The 18,488-nt window shown below is 34.2% G+C and carries 16 protein-coding genes, 1 tRNA gene and 2 pseudogenes; 11 read left to right on the top strand and 8 right to left on the bottom strand.

The features are described from left to right. Positions 1 to 29: 29 nt before the first annotated feature. Positions 30 to 311: pseudogene (locus BBB02_RS06585) on the bottom strand (transposase); the annotation flags it as partial. Between the two features lie 483 nt (positions 312 to 794). Between BBB02_RS06585 and BBB02_RS05835 the strand changes: the two are divergent. From BBB02_RS05835 to BBB02_RS05865, 10 genes and pseudogenes are all read left to right on the top strand, one after another. Continuing rightward, on the top strand, positions 795 to 1,754 hold the full coding sequence (locus tag BBB02_RS05835) for an ankyrin repeat domain-containing protein (RefSeq protein ID WP_127464253.1): 960 nt from the start codon (positions 795 to 797) through the stop codon (positions 1,752 to 1,754). Between the two features lie 305 nt (positions 1,755 to 2,059). Next, positions 2,060 to 3,398 (top strand): annotated as a pseudogene (locus BBB02_RS06805) (AAA family ATPase). Positions 3,399 to 3,879: 481 nt separating this feature from the next. Then, complete coding sequence (locus tag BBB02_RS06600; protein WP_245970109.1) at positions 3,880 to 5,928, top strand: baseplate megatron protein TIM-barrel domain-containing protein; 2,049 nt, start codon at positions 3,880 to 3,882, stop codon at positions 5,926 to 5,928. Positions 5,929 to 6,059: 131 nt separating this feature from the next. Further along, a complete protein-coding gene (locus tag BBB02_RS06605) occupies positions 6,060 to 6,593 on the top strand; it encodes a phage tail protein (RefSeq protein ID WP_245970110.1) in 534 nt (177 codons plus the stop codon). Positions 6,594 to 6,606: 13 nt separating this feature from the next. Beyond that, a complete protein-coding gene (locus BBB02_RS06610) occupies positions 6,607 to 7,095 on the top strand; it encodes a GTA baseplate fiber-binding domain-containing protein (protein ID WP_245970111.1) in 489 nt (162 codons plus the stop codon). Positions 7,096 to 7,145: 50 nt separating this feature from the next. Beyond that, positions 7,146 to 8,144: a hypothetical protein gene (locus BBB02_RS05850; RefSeq protein ID WP_245970112.1), complete on the top strand. Its 999-nt coding sequence runs from the start codon at positions 7,146 to 7,148 to the stop codon at positions 8,142 to 8,144. Between the two features lie 302 nt (positions 8,145 to 8,446). Beyond that, the gene (locus BBB02_RS06615; RefSeq protein WP_245970113.1) at positions 8,447 to 8,803 is read left to right on the top strand and encodes a hypothetical protein; all 357 of its coding nucleotides are present in this window, start codon (positions 8,447 to 8,449) and stop codon (positions 8,801 to 8,803) included. Between the two features lie 9 nt (positions 8,804 to 8,812). Then, positions 8,813 to 9,595, top strand: coding sequence for a hypothetical protein (locus tag BBB02_RS05855; protein ID WP_245970114.1), 783 nt, complete (start codon positions 8,813 to 8,815; stop codon positions 9,593 to 9,595). Between the two features lie 105 nt (positions 9,596 to 9,700). After that, positions 9,701 to 10,525 (top strand): hypothetical protein, encoded by an 825-nt coding sequence (locus BBB02_RS05860; protein ID WP_127464254.1) that lies wholly within the window; start codon positions 9,701 to 9,703, stop codon positions 10,523 to 10,525. Between the two features lie 121 nt (positions 10,526 to 10,646). Next, a complete protein-coding gene (locus tag BBB02_RS05865; RefSeq protein ID WP_127464255.1) occupies positions 10,647 to 11,474 on the top strand; it encodes a hypothetical protein in 828 nt (275 codons plus the stop codon). An 80-nt stretch (positions 11,475 to 11,554) separates the two neighbouring features. On the opposite strand, the gene dnaQ is transcribed toward BBB02_RS05865, so the two are convergent. From dnaQ to rpsD, 7 genes are all read right to left on the bottom strand, one after another. Next, positions 11,555 to 12,205, bottom strand: a complete 651-nt coding sequence (gene dnaQ, locus BBB02_RS05870; RefSeq protein ID WP_410543505.1) for a DNA polymerase III subunit epsilon — start codon at positions 12,203 to 12,205, stop codon at positions 11,555 to 11,557. Positions 12,206 to 13,554: 1,349 nt separating this feature from the next. Further along, positions 13,555 to 14,406 (bottom strand): lipoyl synthase, encoded by an 852-nt coding sequence (lipA, locus tag BBB02_RS05880; RefSeq protein WP_127464256.1) that lies wholly within the window; start codon positions 14,404 to 14,406, stop codon positions 13,555 to 13,557. Then, complete coding sequence (rpmB, locus tag BBB02_RS05885) at positions 14,399 to 14,713, bottom strand: 50S ribosomal protein L28 (protein ID WP_015588578.1); 315 nt, start codon at positions 14,711 to 14,713, stop codon at positions 14,399 to 14,401. The genes lipA and rpmB overlap by 8 nt, the downstream gene beginning before the upstream one ends. A 54-nt stretch (positions 14,714 to 14,767) precedes the next feature. Further along, positions 14,768 to 15,091: a DUF721 domain-containing protein gene (locus BBB02_RS05890; protein ID WP_006012687.1), complete on the bottom strand. Its 324-nt coding sequence runs from the start codon at positions 15,089 to 15,091 to the stop codon at positions 14,768 to 14,770. Positions 15,092 to 15,337: 246 nt separating this feature from the next. Further along, on the bottom strand, positions 15,338 to 15,532 hold the full coding sequence (gene iscX / locus BBB02_RS05895) for a Fe-S cluster assembly protein IscX (protein WP_127464257.1): 195 nt from the start codon (positions 15,530 to 15,532) through the stop codon (positions 15,338 to 15,340). Between the two features lie 20 nt (positions 15,533 to 15,552). After that, a tRNA-Leu gene (locus tag BBB02_RS05900) sits at positions 15,553 to 15,639 on the bottom strand. A 10-nt stretch (positions 15,640 to 15,649) separates the two neighbouring features. Next, positions 15,650 to 16,264 (bottom strand): 30S ribosomal protein S4, encoded by a 615-nt coding sequence (rpsD, locus tag BBB02_RS05905; RefSeq protein WP_006012690.1) that lies wholly within the window; start codon positions 16,262 to 16,264, stop codon positions 15,650 to 15,652. A 113-nt stretch (positions 16,265 to 16,377) separates the two neighbouring features. On the opposite strand from rpsD, the gene tkt reads away from it, so the two are divergent. Beyond that, on the top strand, positions 16,378 to 18,306 hold the full coding sequence (gene tkt / locus BBB02_RS05910; RefSeq protein WP_127464258.1) for a transketolase: 1,929 nt from the start codon (positions 16,378 to 16,380) through the stop codon (positions 18,304 to 18,306). Positions 18,307 to 18,488 lie beyond the last annotated feature (182 nt).

The raw sequence follows: 18,488 nt of genomic DNA on the forward strand, positions 1-18,488 counted from the left end.
TCTAGTTATAGTGTATACGGAGTCTATAATTATAGCTCTTTTTCTAATAGTTCGAATAGCTGAATATTCTTTCTGGCTAAATTTTTTATAACAAACCAATGGTTTGATTAAAATCAGGAGAATATGGAGGCAGATATATAACTTCAGCACCGACACTTTTAACAAATTCACTTATTTTCTATGAAAAGTTGCATTATCCAAAATCACCCAGCAAAAAGCTTGAACTAGCTATTAAAAACGTCTGTATCGCAATAGCCTTCAAAAATCATAGGCGCCATAATTTTTCCCTTATTCAAAGCTGCAATCATATTTTTGAATACTCACTGCATTCAGAAAAAAATAGGTACATGCTAGTGTAATAGCACTGGATATAATAATTGGAACAAGTAAAAAAGCCTCTATTAGTTTTCTTATAGAGCTGGCTGGTTTAATGCTGTTATTATTCAATGATGCAAAATAATTTTCACTAAGGTTGGCCATCCATTTTGCGCCAGATAGGACCCTCTCACTATTTTTTTTAGATAAGTTGACTTGTATTTGCTTTCCCATGTTTATAATCATGCTAATAATAAATATGATAAGATCAATATAAATTTTTTACTTCCGTGTTTTTTCTGTTGTTGTTTATAATGGCTATAATTACATCACATATTTCTTCCAATTAAATGTATCAGTTATTTATTGTAAATTACTGACTTTTTCAGTGGTTTCTTTTTTTAAATAATTCCTAAAAATGTGTTTACTTTTGTTTGTAATTGTGTAGTAACTGCATCGTAAAGTTATAGGAGGTAAAGATGAATTTTGAAAATCTGAAAAAGATATTAAGTGCAATTGATAAAGATGCAAGTGTAAATAAAGATAACGTAATTAATAAAATAAAAGAGGTATTGCGAAGGGAAGATACAATAGCGTATCAAGAGTGGGAAAATAAAAATTTTAGTATAAATCATACATTCATCCAAAGTGATCCTGATGCCGAATTTACATTATTAATTGCAGCTGCAGCAGCTGGCTGTAAGGATTTAGTGAATGTTTTATTAGATAGGCATGCGGATGTTCATGTAGAAGGTGAAAATAGAGAGACTGCTTTGCATCATGCTGTTTATAGTCGATGTGTAGGTGTAGTAAATGTTCTACTAACAAAAGGTGCGGATGTTAATGTAAAAGACAGAAGTTGTAGTACTCCTTTGCATTATGCTACTATATATGAACTCATAGATGTAGTAAATGCTCTACTAAAGAGAGGTGCGGATGTTAATGTAAAAGACAGAAGTGGTAGTACTCCTTTGCATTATGCTGCTAAAAATGGCTATTTAGAGATAGTAGATGCTCTACTAGACAGAGGTGCAGATGTTTATGAAAAAGATAGTTTGCAGAAAACTCCTTTGTATTATGCCATTATAAATCACCAAGAAGATACGGTAGAGAGTATAAAAGGGTTTTTAAAAAATAAAGTAGTTCAAGGTAGTGTAGTTGTTGGTGGCTTAGTTGCCATGTTAGGGAATTTTGTAACATCGACGCTTTTTATAACCGAGACAATGGAAATTACATTAACGTCTGTTATGGTAGCAATAGCTGTATCTGCATCAACAGCATTAACATCTGGTTATGCTAAATATCTAATGTCAAAATTCGATAACGAAATAAAAGAAATAAAAGAGCGACAAGACGTAATGGAAGGGAGACAAAGCTTAACAGAAGGGTGGCAAAATGTAGGTCTACAAAGCATACGTATACATAATGCTCTTTTGTAACTTTTTACTTCCGCACTTCTTTAGTGTTGCTTATAATAACTATAGATTTAGATCTTAATTAGAAGCTTTAATTACCTACTTTAAGTTATTGAATTTCTTATCATAGCATCTGTCATTCCAGTACCCTGGAATGACAGAAAAAGAACACTGAATTAAAAATACAACATACCATCTTATATCTTAATACTGCATAATACCTCGATCATAGATTGATTAAGGATCTCTTAAGTTAGTCTTGCTTTACTATGAAAAGCTTGTACTTTTTAAATGTATTATTTATAAATTAACTGTTTATAAGCTAAAATATGTCTAGTAGAGCTAATATACCTTTTTTTATAGCTGGTGCTATTGCTTCTCTTACATTAATTACATCTGGAGTTTTTGCTGTAGCTCCTTACGTTGCATTTTTATCTTCAGTTGCAGCTTTAAATATAGCTCCCCCTGTTATTTTTATTTTATTTGCGCTTTCTGCAGTAGTAATTGTGTTTTCATATAAAATGATTAAACAAAGTAAAAAATCTCAAGAAAACTCGAAAGCTGAAGTCGAAGAGCTAAATAAAGAGTTAATAAGGAAAGAAGAAAATAAGCTAACTCCAATTAAAGAAGAATTAGAAGATGGAAAGGATAAAGAAAATAAATACGGGTTTAGTGGTCTAGAAGAAAAAGTTCATAGAATTTTAGAGAATTTTGCAACGAAAGATGAAATGAAGGGGTTAAAAAAAGAGGTTAGTGATCTTTCTGCAAAGTTAATTAATAGTCCTGCAACAAAAAATGAAGTAGAAGCAAATCTGAATATGGAATTTTACGCAAAAGGTGAAGCAAGAGGATGGAATACAACATTTGATAATATTATATTACCAAGTGACATAAGAGAAAAGTTGAGAGGAATTTTGTAAGTCAAAAAGCGGAGGATATCTCTTGTACGGTCCACCAGGAACTGGTAAGACTAGTATTAGTAAGGCAATTGCAAATCAAACTAAATCTCTGTTTGCGTTTATATCTGTTTCTGCGTTTTGCTTGTCTAGTCAAAGGAATATAGATCAAGTTTTTGAGAAAGCAGAGACAAACAGTCCTTGTATGATTTTTATAGATGAGATTGACGGGGTTGGTAAAAAGCGAACTGTTCATGAGGATGCAGGGCCTTTAACTTATTTACTCACTAAATTGGATAAAGAGTTTTTATCCTCAAAAAATATAACGGTGATTGCTGCAACTAATCATAAGAATCATTTAGATCCTGCGCTTATTAGGGGTGGTCGTTTGGAGTGCATTGAGGTTCCTGGGATGGATAAAGAAAGTACACGTAGGGGAATGCTAAAAGAATATCTCAAAGAATTAAGCACTACAAATATTGGAATTATTGTAAACCATACTAATGGTTTTTCACCAGCAAATCTGATGGGTTTAGCCAATTATATACGAGGGGAGAAAAGTCAAGGCAAAAGCACTCCTATTTTCACTTTATGTGAAAGATTTAATGAGGAACATAAAATTGAAGGTAAGAAGAATAAGAAACATAGTAACGGAAAAACTAAAAACAAGGATACAAGGCTATCATCTGGAAGCTTATCTAGAAGTTCATCAGTAAGCTCTTCATTGAGTGATGTATCTTCTCGAGGAAGTAATCGGCAAATTGAGGAATAAGGAGAATTACTACATAGTCTGGGATGATGCCATGCAAGTCGAATCATGTCATTCCAGTGCTTGACAATAGTTTTTATCCAGAAGGAACTTCTAAAAGGGTGTCATTCCAGTACTGGAATCCAGGAATTTTTTGAGCACGCAAGTTATGCTAAGTTTTTTGTTGGTAAGAAAGGCTGGATCCCAGTACTGGGATGACAGGAAGAGGGCTACTCGGGTGACATCGAAGGGGCTGCTTGCATAACTCAAATTCAAAGAAAAATCATTTAATGTCATTCCAGCGCGTGACGCTGGAATTCAGAAATAAAGAACAATGGATCCCAGTGTTAGCTACTCATATGACAGGAAAAGGGCTGCTCGGATGACATCCTTTTTTTTCCTGGATACCAGTTGCATGACACTACTATACAGTAGGTCCCAATTTCATCCCAGTCTGGGATCTTCTTTCAAAAATTCAAAACAATCTATCAAAAAGGAGAATATTATGTCTACAATAATTTTATCATCAATTTTAAGTAAAGCGGGCAGTATTTTTGGTCCAATTGGCCAGATTGTCGGCTCAGGACTCGGTGCTCTGCTTGGTGCAAAGCTTGATAATGCAATATTTGGTCTTGATGCCGACCAAAAGATAACGCATGGGGCGAGGCTGAAAAATCTGCAAGTTCAAACCTCAACTTATGGCAAAGCAATTCCAATTATCTATGGTACTGCTCGCATTGCTGGAAACATTATTTGGTCACAGCCAATAAAAGAGGAGGCGATAACCACTCAAAATAAAACAGGAAGAGGTATAAATATTACATATAACTACTATGCAACACTCGCAATTGCAATTTGCAAGGGGAAAGTAGAAAAATTAAATAGAATCTGGGCGGATATAAAATCGCTTAGTTTTGATGAAATAGATTATACTTTTTACCACGGCAGAGAAGACCAAAACCCTGATCCGTTTATGTTATCAATCGAAGGTGAGAAGAATGTACCAGCTTATAGAGGAATATCTTACATAGTCATCAAAAATTTTCCTTTGGCAGACTATAGTAATCGTGTTCCGGTGTTTACATTTGAAGTGCAAACTGCGCTGAAGCTCAGTGGATTCTCAGTAGCAGAAAACATTAAAAATATCAATATCATACCAGGTTCAGGGGAGTTTGTGTATGATACGAAAATACAGAAGAAAATTGCACGAGAAAAAATAAGCAGTAGTCAATATATTCCCTATGGACCGGCACAAAGAGTAAATCACAATAATCACACAAAAAAGAGCGATGCTATGCTTTCTTTCGACCAATTGAAGGAAAGTTTACCAAATGTTGAATGGGCATCGGTAGTGGTTAATTGGTTTGCAAGCAGTTTGAATATCAAAGATTGTAAAATATATCCTGCAGTTGAATTTCAAGACGATTCTGCTATAGTGCCTGATGATTGGCAAGTAGGAAATATAACCAGAGATAATGCTCAGCTAATTTCAAAAGATGAAGGTGGAAACCCAAGATATGGTGGTACAGTTAGTGATTTAGCGCTAATAAGATATATAAAAGAGCTACACAGCAGAGGCTACAAGGTGATGCTCTATCCAATGCTCTTGCTTGACACAGAAAATAAAGAGTGGCGAGGAAAATTGAGCGGTACTCTTCAGGATATAAGCGACTTTTTTGAGAATCAGTATAGCAAATTCATAGAGCATTACACGAGTATTGCCAAACAAACTAAAGTGGAAGGGTTTATTATTGGTTCTGAGTTTGCTCAGCTTACCAGAGTAAAAGATGTAGAGGGTAACTATCCTGCAGTAGCAGAACTAGTTAAAGTTGCAAAGCAAGTAAAGCTTCAGCTTGGAAAAGAAGTAAACGTAACTTACGCTGCCGATTGGAGTGAGTATCATTCATATGATGGTTGGTATAATATGGATGAACTTTGGTCTTCACAGTTCATCGATGTTATTGGCATAGATGCTTATTTTCCACTCACCGATGGCCCAGAACCTCCTTTTGGCTATTCCGCGAAAGATGTAGCGGGTGGTTGGAGCAGTGGGGTAGGGTATGATTATTTTTACGATTACTCAAAAAGTGATCCTGAGAAAATAAAGTATAATGATAGCGAATATGCATGGAAAAATATTGAGAAATGGTGGAGTGAAGTTCATGTAAATCCTGACGACAGTCAAACAACATGGCAACCAAAAATGAAGAAAATATGGTTTACCGAATATGGATTTCCCAGTATGAACGGCTGCACTAATGAGCCCAATGTGTTTGTTGATAAAGGTAGTATAGAGAGTAAATATCCACGATACTCAAACGGAGAGGTGAGCTTTCTTTCGCAGAAAATTGCAATCGAAGGAACATTAAAAAAGTGGCAAAGCTCAGAAATGGTGGAGAAAATGTTTCTCTGGGCGTGGGATGCAAGGCCATTTCCTTACTTTCCCAATTTATGTGATATGTGGGCTGACTGCCATAACTGGCAGACCGGGCATTGGATTCAGGGAAAAATTTCACAACTTAATGTTTCCGATGTTTTGTCTGATCTGTTGTAAAAGGTAGGTCTCAAAGGCGATCAGTTTGATACAAGTGATGTTAAAGGATTACTATCTGGGTATGTAATAAATGATGACCAGCAACCCGTACGTTCAATTATTAAAATGCTGCGAAGTTGCTATTTTTTGATGTGGTTGAACAGAACTCAAAACTGAAATTTATTCAAAAGGGCAGGGGAGTGAAAACTGAAATACCAATTGGCGAGATGGTTACCAATAACGTTGCAAAACTTGTTAATATTAGTCAGCTAGATTTAAATAGTAAAGTCAATGTTGTCTATTTTAACCGCAATTTTGGCTATCCAATTGATGTGAAATATGCTGAACTGCCAAAGCAGGGCAATGCTGCAACAGTTCCAATACCGCTCATTATGGAGGAAGGGGAGGCGCAAAATATAGCTGAAGTTTTACTTTATTCTTCGTGGCAAGAGAGAAATGTATACAACTTTAAGCTCCCGATAAAATATGCATGGCTTTTACCAAGTGATGTCATAGCAATTTCAGATGGCGAGAAAAGACATACGATGAGAATTATAAAAACAAAGTTTGAAAGCATGTCCATTCAAGTAATGGGAGTTGGTTATGATCCCTCTATATACAAGCTCTCCTTTCCTTCAACAAGATCACTTATGCTTAAAGAATACCCTCCCTTCTCACGTCAGTAAATCTATCGTGGAAATGATAGATTTACCGCATATTAAAGGTAATATCGCAAGTTTTACTTTAATTAGTGAAGAGGAAGGTTGGAAAGGAGCAACGCTTTTTATTTCGTATGATGATAAAAATTATAAGCCCATCGCGAGCGCAAATATACAATCTACTTACGGATATGTAATCGAATTTACCGATGACGAGATTGTAGTGGTATTACGCTTTGGCCAGTTGGATGTCATTAATTCAACTGCGTTAGCATTGATTGGCAAAGAGGTAATACAATTCCAAGATACCAAGCTTATAGATAAGAATAAATACAAATTGAGCAATCTAATTAGAGGGCAAGAAAGTACTAAGAGATATGAACACACCACAGGTGAAAAATTCGTTCTGCTTGATGATTCAATAATTTCTTTTGAAGTGCAAAAGGGAAAAAAGCTTTATCTCAAAGCAGTCACTTATGGTGATTCATTAGATAATACGGAGACAAAAGTTCTTACAGTTGACAATTAACGCAGTATATGTTAATATTATATACATATAAAGTAATTATAAAGCTTATTATGTCAAGGAAAATAGTTAATACATTAAAATCTCAAGTAAAAGAGCTCAAATATGCTGATTTAGGAGCTAAAGGATTAAGCTCAAGTGGTTGGTATGACATTTACTCTGGCAATGTAACATATAAAGATCTCAATAGATGCAGTGATATCACTATTAATGGACAAAAAGTAACTAATGAGTTTATTAGAGAACTATACTCAAAGCATGAAAGCCTGCTTATAAGAGATGAAAATAAGGGAGACAACTATCGTCCATTTCTTAAAGCAGTTTTTACAGAAATGTTTGAACACGCTGGTGCAATAGTTCCAAATGATTCTATTATTGAGGAGTTAATAACTAATTATAATCAGGCTGGATATACTAAGTTTTTTGTTAATTATAATTTAACGGAAATGTCTGAACTCGGTTTGCATCTAAGTTATAATGATGGAAGAGCCTTTTGTATAGACTGCTATGACCCTGATTGTTTAGAATTTAGCTTTCATATGGAAAGCATTCCTGTAAGTAATACTATAGAATATTTTAATACTGGAGGTAATTGTCTTCTTTATCGGGTATGTGATCTATCCAGTTCAGTAGAATTTAATCTGAAATGTAAGGGCGAAAATGTGACATACGAAGATGGTAAAGTATTACTTACAATTCCTAAAGAGTTAAAAGACTACAAAGCTGGTAATGACAGTCTGCTCGATAAGCTTACTGATATTATTAATAATCTTGTTGAATACTTTAAAAAGCTCTGCGAGAAATTGGGCTTTAAGTTTGATACAAGGATAGAGTATGATTCTGAGCATAATATAAAAATGGAGCATAGCCTTGGTAAACCACTGAAGGTGATAGATAAGCCAGATATATCTACTTTTTTTCTTGAATATCGAAAGGAATTTCGTGCTTTTATGGAAAAATGTGAAGAGAAAGATTTAAACAATCTTGGCGCCGAACCACTGGAGGTAACCAGTATATCTACCGTCAATGGCTTGAAGCGCAAAGCACAATAAAAGTATTTGTTTAGGGGAATGAGGACTCCCTTTATTGTCATTCAAGTAGCTAACACTGAGGTCCAGAGCAGGCAATAAGAACTGGTCACGTGCTGGAATGACAAGGAAGGAAGTGCTGGTTTGAAATTAAATTTTCTGGATTTTAGTGTCATGCATTGACCCTATAGTTTTCTTTTCTCGTCTAACTCACTCTGCTGAACGGATGCCAATAAAATTGTCTTCTTTTAAAAGAATGTGAAAGCAATTGGTTGAATTTTTTTTACTAATGTTTTATTATGCCGTGAATGTTGTGAGGTAAAACAATGATCGGTAATATAAAAAAATTATCAAATAAAGCACCAATAATACTAACTTGGGTGCCAAGAGTACGTGGTGCATCTCTGCCAGATGGTAAGAACAGCAACCTTAATTACTTAGATATAATAAAAAATCATAAATTAATAAATAAAGAAGAGAGGGATATATATTTGATTATCAACGGTCCTGGATTTGAAGAAAATCAAATAGATGATTTAAAGCGTGAACTGAAAGGAATGGAAGGAGTGCATGTTGTAGATTTACACCAATACGACTGGAGCGAAATAGATCAAGGATGGAAGATAGATGGTGAAGACATTAGCATAAAGGATTTCTTTAAGAATATGTATAATATGTCATAGGAGCAAAGGGTGTATTTTGCTGTTGAAATAGATACCTTTAGATTGATTGCTCTTGCTCTTTCAGGAAAAATGACAGGAGAGAAAGGTGCAATATATATAGACTTTGATTCTTTAAAAGCCATTGACACTCATATAGGAAAAGACATAACGATTTCTAAGGGAATTTTGTTAGGGCAAGTTACTGTACATGTTAATCAAGAGAGCGGCAAAATTATTAAAACGGATTTAAATAATGACTTGATTGCAGTAAGTTGTCCAAGTATGGCGATTAATATTTTAGCTCAATATAAAAGAGAAATACTGAGTCAAGAAAAAATGTGCTATGAGTTGGCAGAACGTTTATCTCGGTTTATGCAAAGAGAAGAATCACAAATTTTTACCACATGTAAAAGATTGGAAGAAGAACAGCTGTGGGATTATGAGACGAAGAGATTAGTGAGAGTTATTAAATACGGATTAAAGAAGATAGAGTGTACAATAGGTGATCTCAAAAATGGTGAGATAAGAAAATTATATGAGCCACGGGTGTTAAGGTATATGCAACATTGTGAAGTAAGTATGAATTTGGGTCAATTTTATACTGTAGAAGTAATTCGTAGTGAATTAATTGGTCAAGACGAAAGTAAACTGAAGCTGTTTTGCTTCGAAGAGAACAATGGCAATTACGTTTATATAATAGATAGTGACCTATCTTGGGCGAGAAGAGCAAACTTATACCATAAGCAGGTAAAAAGTGAGTTAGAAAAAGTACAAGTAGATCAGATGGAATTGGAAAATCTATCGTTAGAGTAATCAAGTGCAAACCGGAAAGTAACTCAGGTTACAGTTGATAGTCTATATTATTAAAAGTTTAATAATTATATATGTATTATAGTATAAGAGCTATTAATAGTATATATGTCAAAAAAAATGATTAATGAGTTGAAAGCTAAGGTGAAGGAGAGAGGATATGCTCATTTGAAGTCTACAAAAAGTTCTGATTATAGAACATATAAGGATTTGGATATGGACTTCAATAGTGAATATGAATTTGCTTGTGATCTTGTTATTAATGGGAAGACAATAACTAATGATTTCATTAAAAATTTATATTTAAAACATGAAAATCTCATTACAGAAGATAAGGACAAAAAAGGGAGTTATCGTCTGTTTCTTAAGAAAATCTTCACGGAAGTATTTGTACACGCCGGTGCAGCAGTTCCAAATGACTCTATTATGGAAGAATTGATAACTTATTATAACAGGTCTGGGTACAAGCAATTCTTTTCTTCTCAAAGTCAAGCACTTCGTTCTTTTGGATTGTGCATATATTCATTCCACTATTTAATTCCTTCTTACAGAGAAAGGACCTATATAAGTTGTGAAGATCCAAATTGTCTGAAGTTTAGTTTTAGCGTAAATGATGGCATATATAACGATAATAAAACTTTAATATGTGATTTACAAAACTCAGTGGAGTTTAAACTAAAATGTGAAGGTGAAAATGTGAAGTATGAAGAAGGTAGGGTGTCTCTTACTATTCCTAAGGAGCTGAAAAACTACAAAGCAAATGATAAGAATTTGTTTGACGTTATTATTGAGTATTTTCAGAAATTTTGCGAAAAATTTGGATTTCACTTTTTTGAGGAAAAATTTGAGCATAATCTGGATAAGCCACTTGGAGTATTAAGTGATATAAATACATCCCAAGATAAGAATCTAAACTTGAAGAGTTTAAAATAAGATATTGAAATCTCTGCTTTTTTTTAATAAGGTGGGTATAATAAAAAGTAAATCAAGTTTTACAGAAAACCTTTACTTATGATGAAAAGTATGTAATACGTATATAATATAAGATTGTGATATGTCAAAAAAAATAGTTAATGCATTGAAATCTGAAGTGGAAAAGCTCAAGTATGCTGATTTAAAATCTGTGCCAATAAAATCAGATTGTTGGAACTCTGGTTACAACACATATATTGACCTTGGTAGATCACACAACCTTACTATTAATGAGAAAGAAGTGCCTAATGAGCTTATTGAGAAGCTATATTCAAAACATAAAGATCTCATTTTAGAAGATGAGAATGGAAGAAAGAACTATAGTCCATTTCTTAAGCAAATTTTCATAAAAATATTTGAATATGCTGGTGCAGAAGTTCCGAGTGACTCTATCATGGAAGAATTGATAACTAACTATCATCAAGAAGGGTATAATCATTTTCTGTTTCTTCATATATTAAAGGCTCTTTCTCCATTTGGCTTGCTTGTGTTAGATTCTAGCATAACAATAACTTATAGTATGGATTGCCGTGACTCCAATTGTCTAAAATTTAATTTTAGCATGGATTGTATAAAGGTGTGCAGCAGTGATCTTGTTAATGATATTAAAACACCAGGTTTTTGCAGTTCAGTAGAATTTAAACTAAAATGTAAGGGTCGAAATGTAACATATGAAGATGGTAAAGTGCTTATTACTATTCCGAAAGAGCTGAAAAATCATAAAGCAAGTGGTAGAAATTTTTTTGATATTGTTACTGAACGTTTTCAAGAATTTTGTGAGAATTTAGGATGTAATTTTGAGACAAAAGTGGAACATAGCCTAGATAAACCACTTACAGTATTAAAAGATGCAAATACATCCCATGATAAGAATTTAAGCTTGAACCAACAGTTAAGTAATTCAAGATAAGATATTGAGATTCGCATTTTTAAAGCTAGAAAACATATTCATTGAGAGAATAATTTCGCTACTGAAAGCAAAAGGCGTTTTTACAATCTTCTATCTACTACTCCCTCATGAACAGATACGTTAATCTTATCTAACTGCTCACTAACTTCTTCATTACTTGGCAAGTGTCCTCTAAAACGTACTGTATGCTGACATCGATCCAAAGGAGTTTGTAATCGCTCAACATATACTTTTGCTAGCAACTCAGCGTCAATTAGCGCTCCATGTAACTCCCTACTCTCTAGTGATATACCAAAACGCTCACACAATGCACTTAAAGAAGCTGGTGGTCCAAATTTCTTTCTTGCAAGCGGTAATGTATCTAACACTCTGTCTGAAGAGATTAATTTGGCATTCAGTTTACCAAGTTCCATGTTCAAAAATTTAATGTCAAATCCAGCATTGTGAATTACCAAAGTATCGCTAGATATAAAATTAAGAAATTCAGATGCAATCTCTGAAAATAATGGCTTATCCTTTAGAAATTCTTCGCTGATACCGTGAACTTTAAATGCACCTTTGTCTATGCTCCTTTCTGGGTTGATGTATCGATGGAATACTTTGCCTGTTGGAATATGATTAATTAGTTCCACACATCCTATTTCGATAATTCGATGGCTATTGACATCAAGACCTGTAGTTTCAGTGTCAAGTACTATTTCACGCAGCCCATCTTGTTTGGAAAGTTCTATACTTAACCTACTACTAGGATCTGACTGACTATTGGCAGCTTGTATCGTTTTTTTTCTTTTAGCTACTAATTTTTTTGTAGCACCTTCACCATCTTTTACTCTAGAGTGTCCAGGCGCTTCGGTTATTGAGCTTTTTTTTATACTATCAAGGATAACTTCTTTATCATTTAAGAATTTTTTACCGTTACCTTCTACATAAAGTGAGGTGAGATTTTTGAGTGCTATATCTCCTCCATAGTGGTGGCGCCACACTCCAACAATGTTGTTGTTTTCTACATTTAATAAAGTAAGATTTGGGAGACGTTTGCTGCCAATCAAAAATGCAAAACCTCTGTCTCCAATATTGTTATTACTTATTTCAAGTAAAGTAAGGTTTTTTAGATTGCCTTGACCTATATATCCTGCACCTTCAAAACCGAGTTTATTGTTCCTTAGAGTGAGCGAAGTAAGATGTGTAAGTTTACTTAACTCTTTTACATCTTTACTATCAATCTCTACATTTATTAAATTAAGCTCGTTAATGCCTTTTTTACTCTGTAGAAAGTTTGCTAGCTCTCTTATATCAATTTTAGCACTTACATCTGATATTGTTAAAGCTTTATCATGTACATATCCACTAAAACCCACCTTACCCTCTGTTAATATACTATGTAAATATTTTAACTGGCATCTCAGTAGCTGTCAATTGCTTATATAAGATCTTAAACAGCTGGTTTAGGTGCTGTAAAATTCATACTTTTTGTGATCAGCTAAGTAAAAAGTCAAGCCTAGGGCAACTCACTAAGCTTTTCTGATTTATTGTGATACAGTTCTTGAGTTTTTTTCTTCCTTTACAAAAGAATCTGTTACTAAATCCTTTAAAGTTTTACCAGGCTTTTCTAGCAATTCAGGTTTAAGTAAATACTCAAGTTCATATATTGCTGCTGTAATTGCTATAGCAGCTAAAGCTGCAATTAAAAATGGTTCTTCTGTTATGAGTGTTAAAGTTATTAAACCTCCTAGCAGCCCAATTACTGGTGGAACAATAATTGCTGCACCTCTCTTCCATAATTGTGGTTTTTTATTGAGCTCATGTTTTTGTTTCTCTTTCTTTTCTTTGTATCGTTTACATGCTCCTTTTTTTCCTTCGAGTGTAATTTCTTTAACTTGGACTTGCTGACAAAATGTGACCTTTTTTTTTGGCTTTATTTTGTCAGAAATAGAAGATTTTGATAACTCAGTGTAGTCAACTTTTTCGTTAGAATCGCCTATAACTTTTTCGCTTCATCAATACCTATATTAAATTATATTCTAAATAAAGTCAAGATATTAATTACTATATTAAACTGTACTCTGAAAAAATTAAGATATTAACTACAAGCCTTGAGCCTGTTAAAATCTTCTTCAGCATGGTACGATGACCGAGTCAATGGGCTTGATGCAACTACCAAAAAGCCTTTGGAATAAGCAATATATTTATAATGCTCAAACTCTTCTGGGGTAACATATCTGTCAACCTTTACATGCTTTGGAGTTGGTTGCAAATATTGACCAATTGTAATGAAGTCAACTTCGGCGCTACGTAAATGAAATATTTCTTCCTTTGTTTCTCCGAGACCAACCATAAGCCCTGACTTCGTGAAAAGTTTAGAATTAATCTGTTTCACCATCTTTAGCAAATATAGTGAATGAAAATAACGAGCTCTTGGTCTTATTTTTGCATACAGCCTTGGTACTGTTTCGATGTTGTGGTTATAAACATCAGGTGATGCAATAGCTATTGCTTCAAACGCTCCTTTCTTATTTAAAAAATCAGGAGTAAGAATCTCTATTGTTGTTTCCGAAGTTATCTTTCTAATTTCTTCTATACACCTTATAAACTGATTTGCACCACCATCTGCTAAATCATCGCGGTCAACAGAGGTAATGACAACATGCTTTAAATTTAACTTTTTTATCGCTTTTGCTAAATTTTCTGGTTCATGAGGATCGAGCTTATCAGGAATGCCAGTTGCAACGTTGCAAAACGCACAAGCACGAGTACAAACAGAACCGAGAATCATCACAGTAGCATGACGTTTATTCCAACATTCACCAATATTTGGACACGCAGCTTCTTCGCATACTGTATGTAAGTTATGTAGCTTAACAGTGTTTAAGGTTTCATTGAATATTTTACCAGCTGGAGCTTTTGCTCTGAGCCATATAGGCTTACTATGCATCTGAAACAGCTAATTCTACCTCTTGTTTTGCTAAAACTTTCTTTAATCTTCTTTTTATCTTTTGTGCTTCTTTACTTAGTTTAATTGTTTTTGTATTGAGCAAGAAAGCATCAAGATCACCTTTATAGTCTATAGTTCTTAAAGTTCTTGTTGCTATACGAAAGCTAAACTTTTTGTCTAATATATTACTCGTCAATGTAACTTTATGTAAATTTAAGAGAAAGGTACGCTTTGTTTTACGATTTGAATGCGATACCTTATTACCAAAAGACTTTTTTCTATTTGTTAACTCACAAATTCTACTCACTTCAATATACCAATTTATCCTATGTAACTAGGTTAACCTGATATAGTTAAATAGTCAACTCCCTTGCTTGATTTTTATACCGTATACTGCTTTATAGCCAAAAAACACTGTAATTTTTTCTATTACAAGAGAAACCATATGCTGCATTTCTAATGCTTTACTGCCATTTGTTACTAATAGATGCAGAACACCAGAATTTACGTTTTGTGCGTATGAGATCTTTTGTGGTTTTGTACATTCTGCTAATTCCTCTCCAACTATACTTTTCCAGTTTAAAATAAGACGTATTTCATTTTTGCTGATCTTATTTTTCATGCATTTTAATGCATAGTTTTCTATTATAGATTTTAATTTCTTTGGCCCGCTATATTTAAACATCTTTCCAGTGCTTAAAATTAAATTATATTACAACTTTCTTATACAAAAAACTAACTTATTGTTTTCATGACCCTCGGCCTCACACATAAAAAGCAGTATTTGTATATTGTTGCCTAACTTGTAATCATTTTTAATTGTAATTTATTAAATTATTATGAAACTAAGTAAAATTCGAGTAAAGTATAGTATTTCCAAGAAGATTATCTTTTTACTGTATGCCGTAATTTTCTTATAGCTATCTGTTTTTTAAGATCTTTCTGCAATCCAAGCTGCTTGAATGGCCTCTAATATTTTTTCATTACAATACTTTTCATCATCATCAAACTCTTCTAAATCCAAGACTTTTCTTTTAAGTTCAGTGAATCTAATACTAATTATATCTTCATTTGGAAATTTCTCTTCTAGAGCTTCTGCAATATCTTCTATATCAAGCGATTTCATACTTTTTTAATAAATTAAACTGGTGCCCATGGGGAGACTTGAACTCCCAAGGTCGCAAAACCCACGGATTTTAAGTCCGCTGCGTCTACCGATTCCGCCACACGGGCCTTATGTTGTTTATCTAGAGTAAAATTCTACTACTAAATTGACTTCCATGTCTGCTGAATATGGGACTTCGGAATATTGAGGTGCTCTCAAATACTTCACTGAAAGTGCTTTGCTGTCTGCCTCTAAATAATCTGGAGCCTTACGTTCTTGTTTTTGTTCAGCCTCTATTAATATAGGAATTTTTGCTGCTCTTTCCCTTATTTTTACTATATCACCAGGCTTCACTCTATAACTTGATATGTTAACCACCTTATCATTAACTGTAACATGTTTATGAGATATAAGCTGTTTTGCCGAGTAAATTGTTGGCACAAAACCAGAGTGATATAAAACAGAACTTAACCTTGATTCTAAGGCACCAATAAAATTATCAGCCGTATAACCTTTTCTTTTGTAGGCATCTAAGAATGTACGTCTAAGCTGTTTACTTGAAATTGCATAGTAGAACTTAAATTTCTTATGTGCAGCAAACTGCTTACCAAAATCAGATAACTTCTTAAATCCAAGAATACCATGCTGACCTGGAGGGTATTTTCTTTTATTGACCGAATCTTTTGCTCTACCCCATAAGTTTACACCAAGCCTGCGACTGATTCTATACTTTCTATTGATAACAGTTGTCATACAAAAATTCTCACAATCTAACTATAAATTATTAATGATTTTAACATTAAGTGTCAACTTGTTTTTGCCGCTATGATATAGTATACTTCACTTTTAAGTTTTCCTATTAATACATGAATCATCTACTACTAAAATCCATGGCAAATGCTGTCCGCTTTTTATCAATTGATGCAGTACAAAAAGCAAATTCTGGACATCCAGGTATGCCACTTGGCATGGCAGATGTTGCCACTGTATTATTTGCTAAATATCTAAACCATAACCCTGATGATTCTCAATGGATCAGTAGAGATCGTTTCGTCCTATCAAATGGTCACGGTTCAATATTGCAATACTCTATATTATATCTGACAGGCTACATTAGTATAGATGAACTAAAAAACTTCAGGCAACTTACATCAAAAACTCCAGGTCACCCAGAATTTGGCTTAACTTCCGGTATAGAAGCAACAACAGGCCCGCTTGGTCAGGGATTTGCCATTGCTGTTGGCATGGCACTTGCTGAATCGATTCTTGAAAAGCAGTTTGAAATCAGTCACTACACTTATGTAATGCTAGGAGATGGTTGTCTTATGGAAGGTATAAGCCATGAAGCAGCGTCCCTTGCTGGGCATCTTAAATTAAATAAGCTGATAGCATTTTTTGACGACAATGACATCTCTATAGACGGCTCTACTAGCCTCTCTTGCTCTGATGATGTAGAAAAGCGTTTTTCAGCGTATGGATGGAATGTTGACAAAATCGATGGGCATGACTTTGATGCTATATCCCTTGCAATAGAGCAGGCGCAAAAGTCTGATAAACCTACACTAATCTGTTGCAAAACTATTATCGGAAAATTTTCAAGCCGTGCTGGCACATCTTCTGCTCATAGTGGTGCCTTTACAGAGGAAGATGTAAAACAGATGAGAGAAAAATTAAATTGGGACTATGAACCATTTCATGTACCAGAAGATGTGAGAAACGCTTGGATAGAAACAGTTAAGAGGGCAAAGCAAAACTATACATCCTTGATCAATAAAGAACTACAAAGAAGACTTGAGAAACGTTTGCCGAATAATATCGAGAGTGATTTGGCTGATCTGAAGAAACAAATATGTAAGCTAATGCCAAACGAAGCTACTAGATCTTCTTTCGGCAGAGTAATGGAACTATTAACTAAGTCTATGCCAGAACTAATTGGTGGCTCTGCTGATCTTACCGGTTCAAATTGTACTAAATATAAGCATATGCAGGCAATAGATAGTAATAATTATGATGGTTCTTATGTCCATTATGGAGTGAGAGAGCACGCTATGGCAGCTTGTATGAATGGTATGGCTCTTCATGGTGGAATTATTCCTTATGGTGGAACTTTTTTAGTATTTTCCGATTACTGCCGCCCTGCTATACGTCTTTCAGCTTTGATGAAACAGCAGGTTATATATGTAATGACTCATGACTCGATTGGAGTAGGGGAGGATGGTCCAACTCACCAGCCAATAGAGCATTTAGCTTCTCTGAGAGCTATACCAAATCTGTATGTTTTTAGGCCAGCAGATGCAATTGAAACTTTGGAGTGCATTAGCATTGCATTGGAAAAAAAAGAATCTCCATCGTTATTTGCACTTTCAAGGCAAAATATTAATTACATGCACTCTTATACTGACCAATTGGCCAACCTATCAAAATTTGGTGCATATATACTATGCGAATATTCAGGAAAGCTAGAAGTGACGATATTTGCTACCGGATCTGAAGTTGAAATTGCAGTTGAGGCAAGAGAAAAATTACAGGAAAAAGGTGTAGGTACAAGGGTCATTTCTATGCCGTGTTGGAGGCTTTTTGACGAGCAAAGTGATGAATATAAAGGGGTAGTATTAAATAATGACAGTATTAAAGTTGCAATTGAAGCGGGAAGTGAAGTGGGTTGGCATAAATATATAGGCTCAAACGGTATATTTATTGGCATGAAAAATTTTGGAGAATCAGCACCTTATGAAGCTCTTTATAAGCATTTTAATATTAGCGCTGATTATGTAGTAAAATGTGTTTGTGAATAACACTTTTTGTCATTCCGCTGCGCATAAAATTACTTAATGAACTCAGCCAGTGCCGTTATTATGATAAGAAACATCGGTGAAATGTTTCGAGTAACTTTTTCGTTTCTATGATCCACTTGGCGGCAAGAATAAAGTTTTAATCATTCTATGGTTTCTGTATAATTTTCAAAACTTAATTGATA

The sequence above is a fragment of the Wolbachia endosymbiont of Bemisia tabaci genome, assembly GCF_003999585.1.
Taxonomy (GTDB): Bacteria; Pseudomonadota; Alphaproteobacteria; order Rickettsiales; family Anaplasmataceae; genus Wolbachia.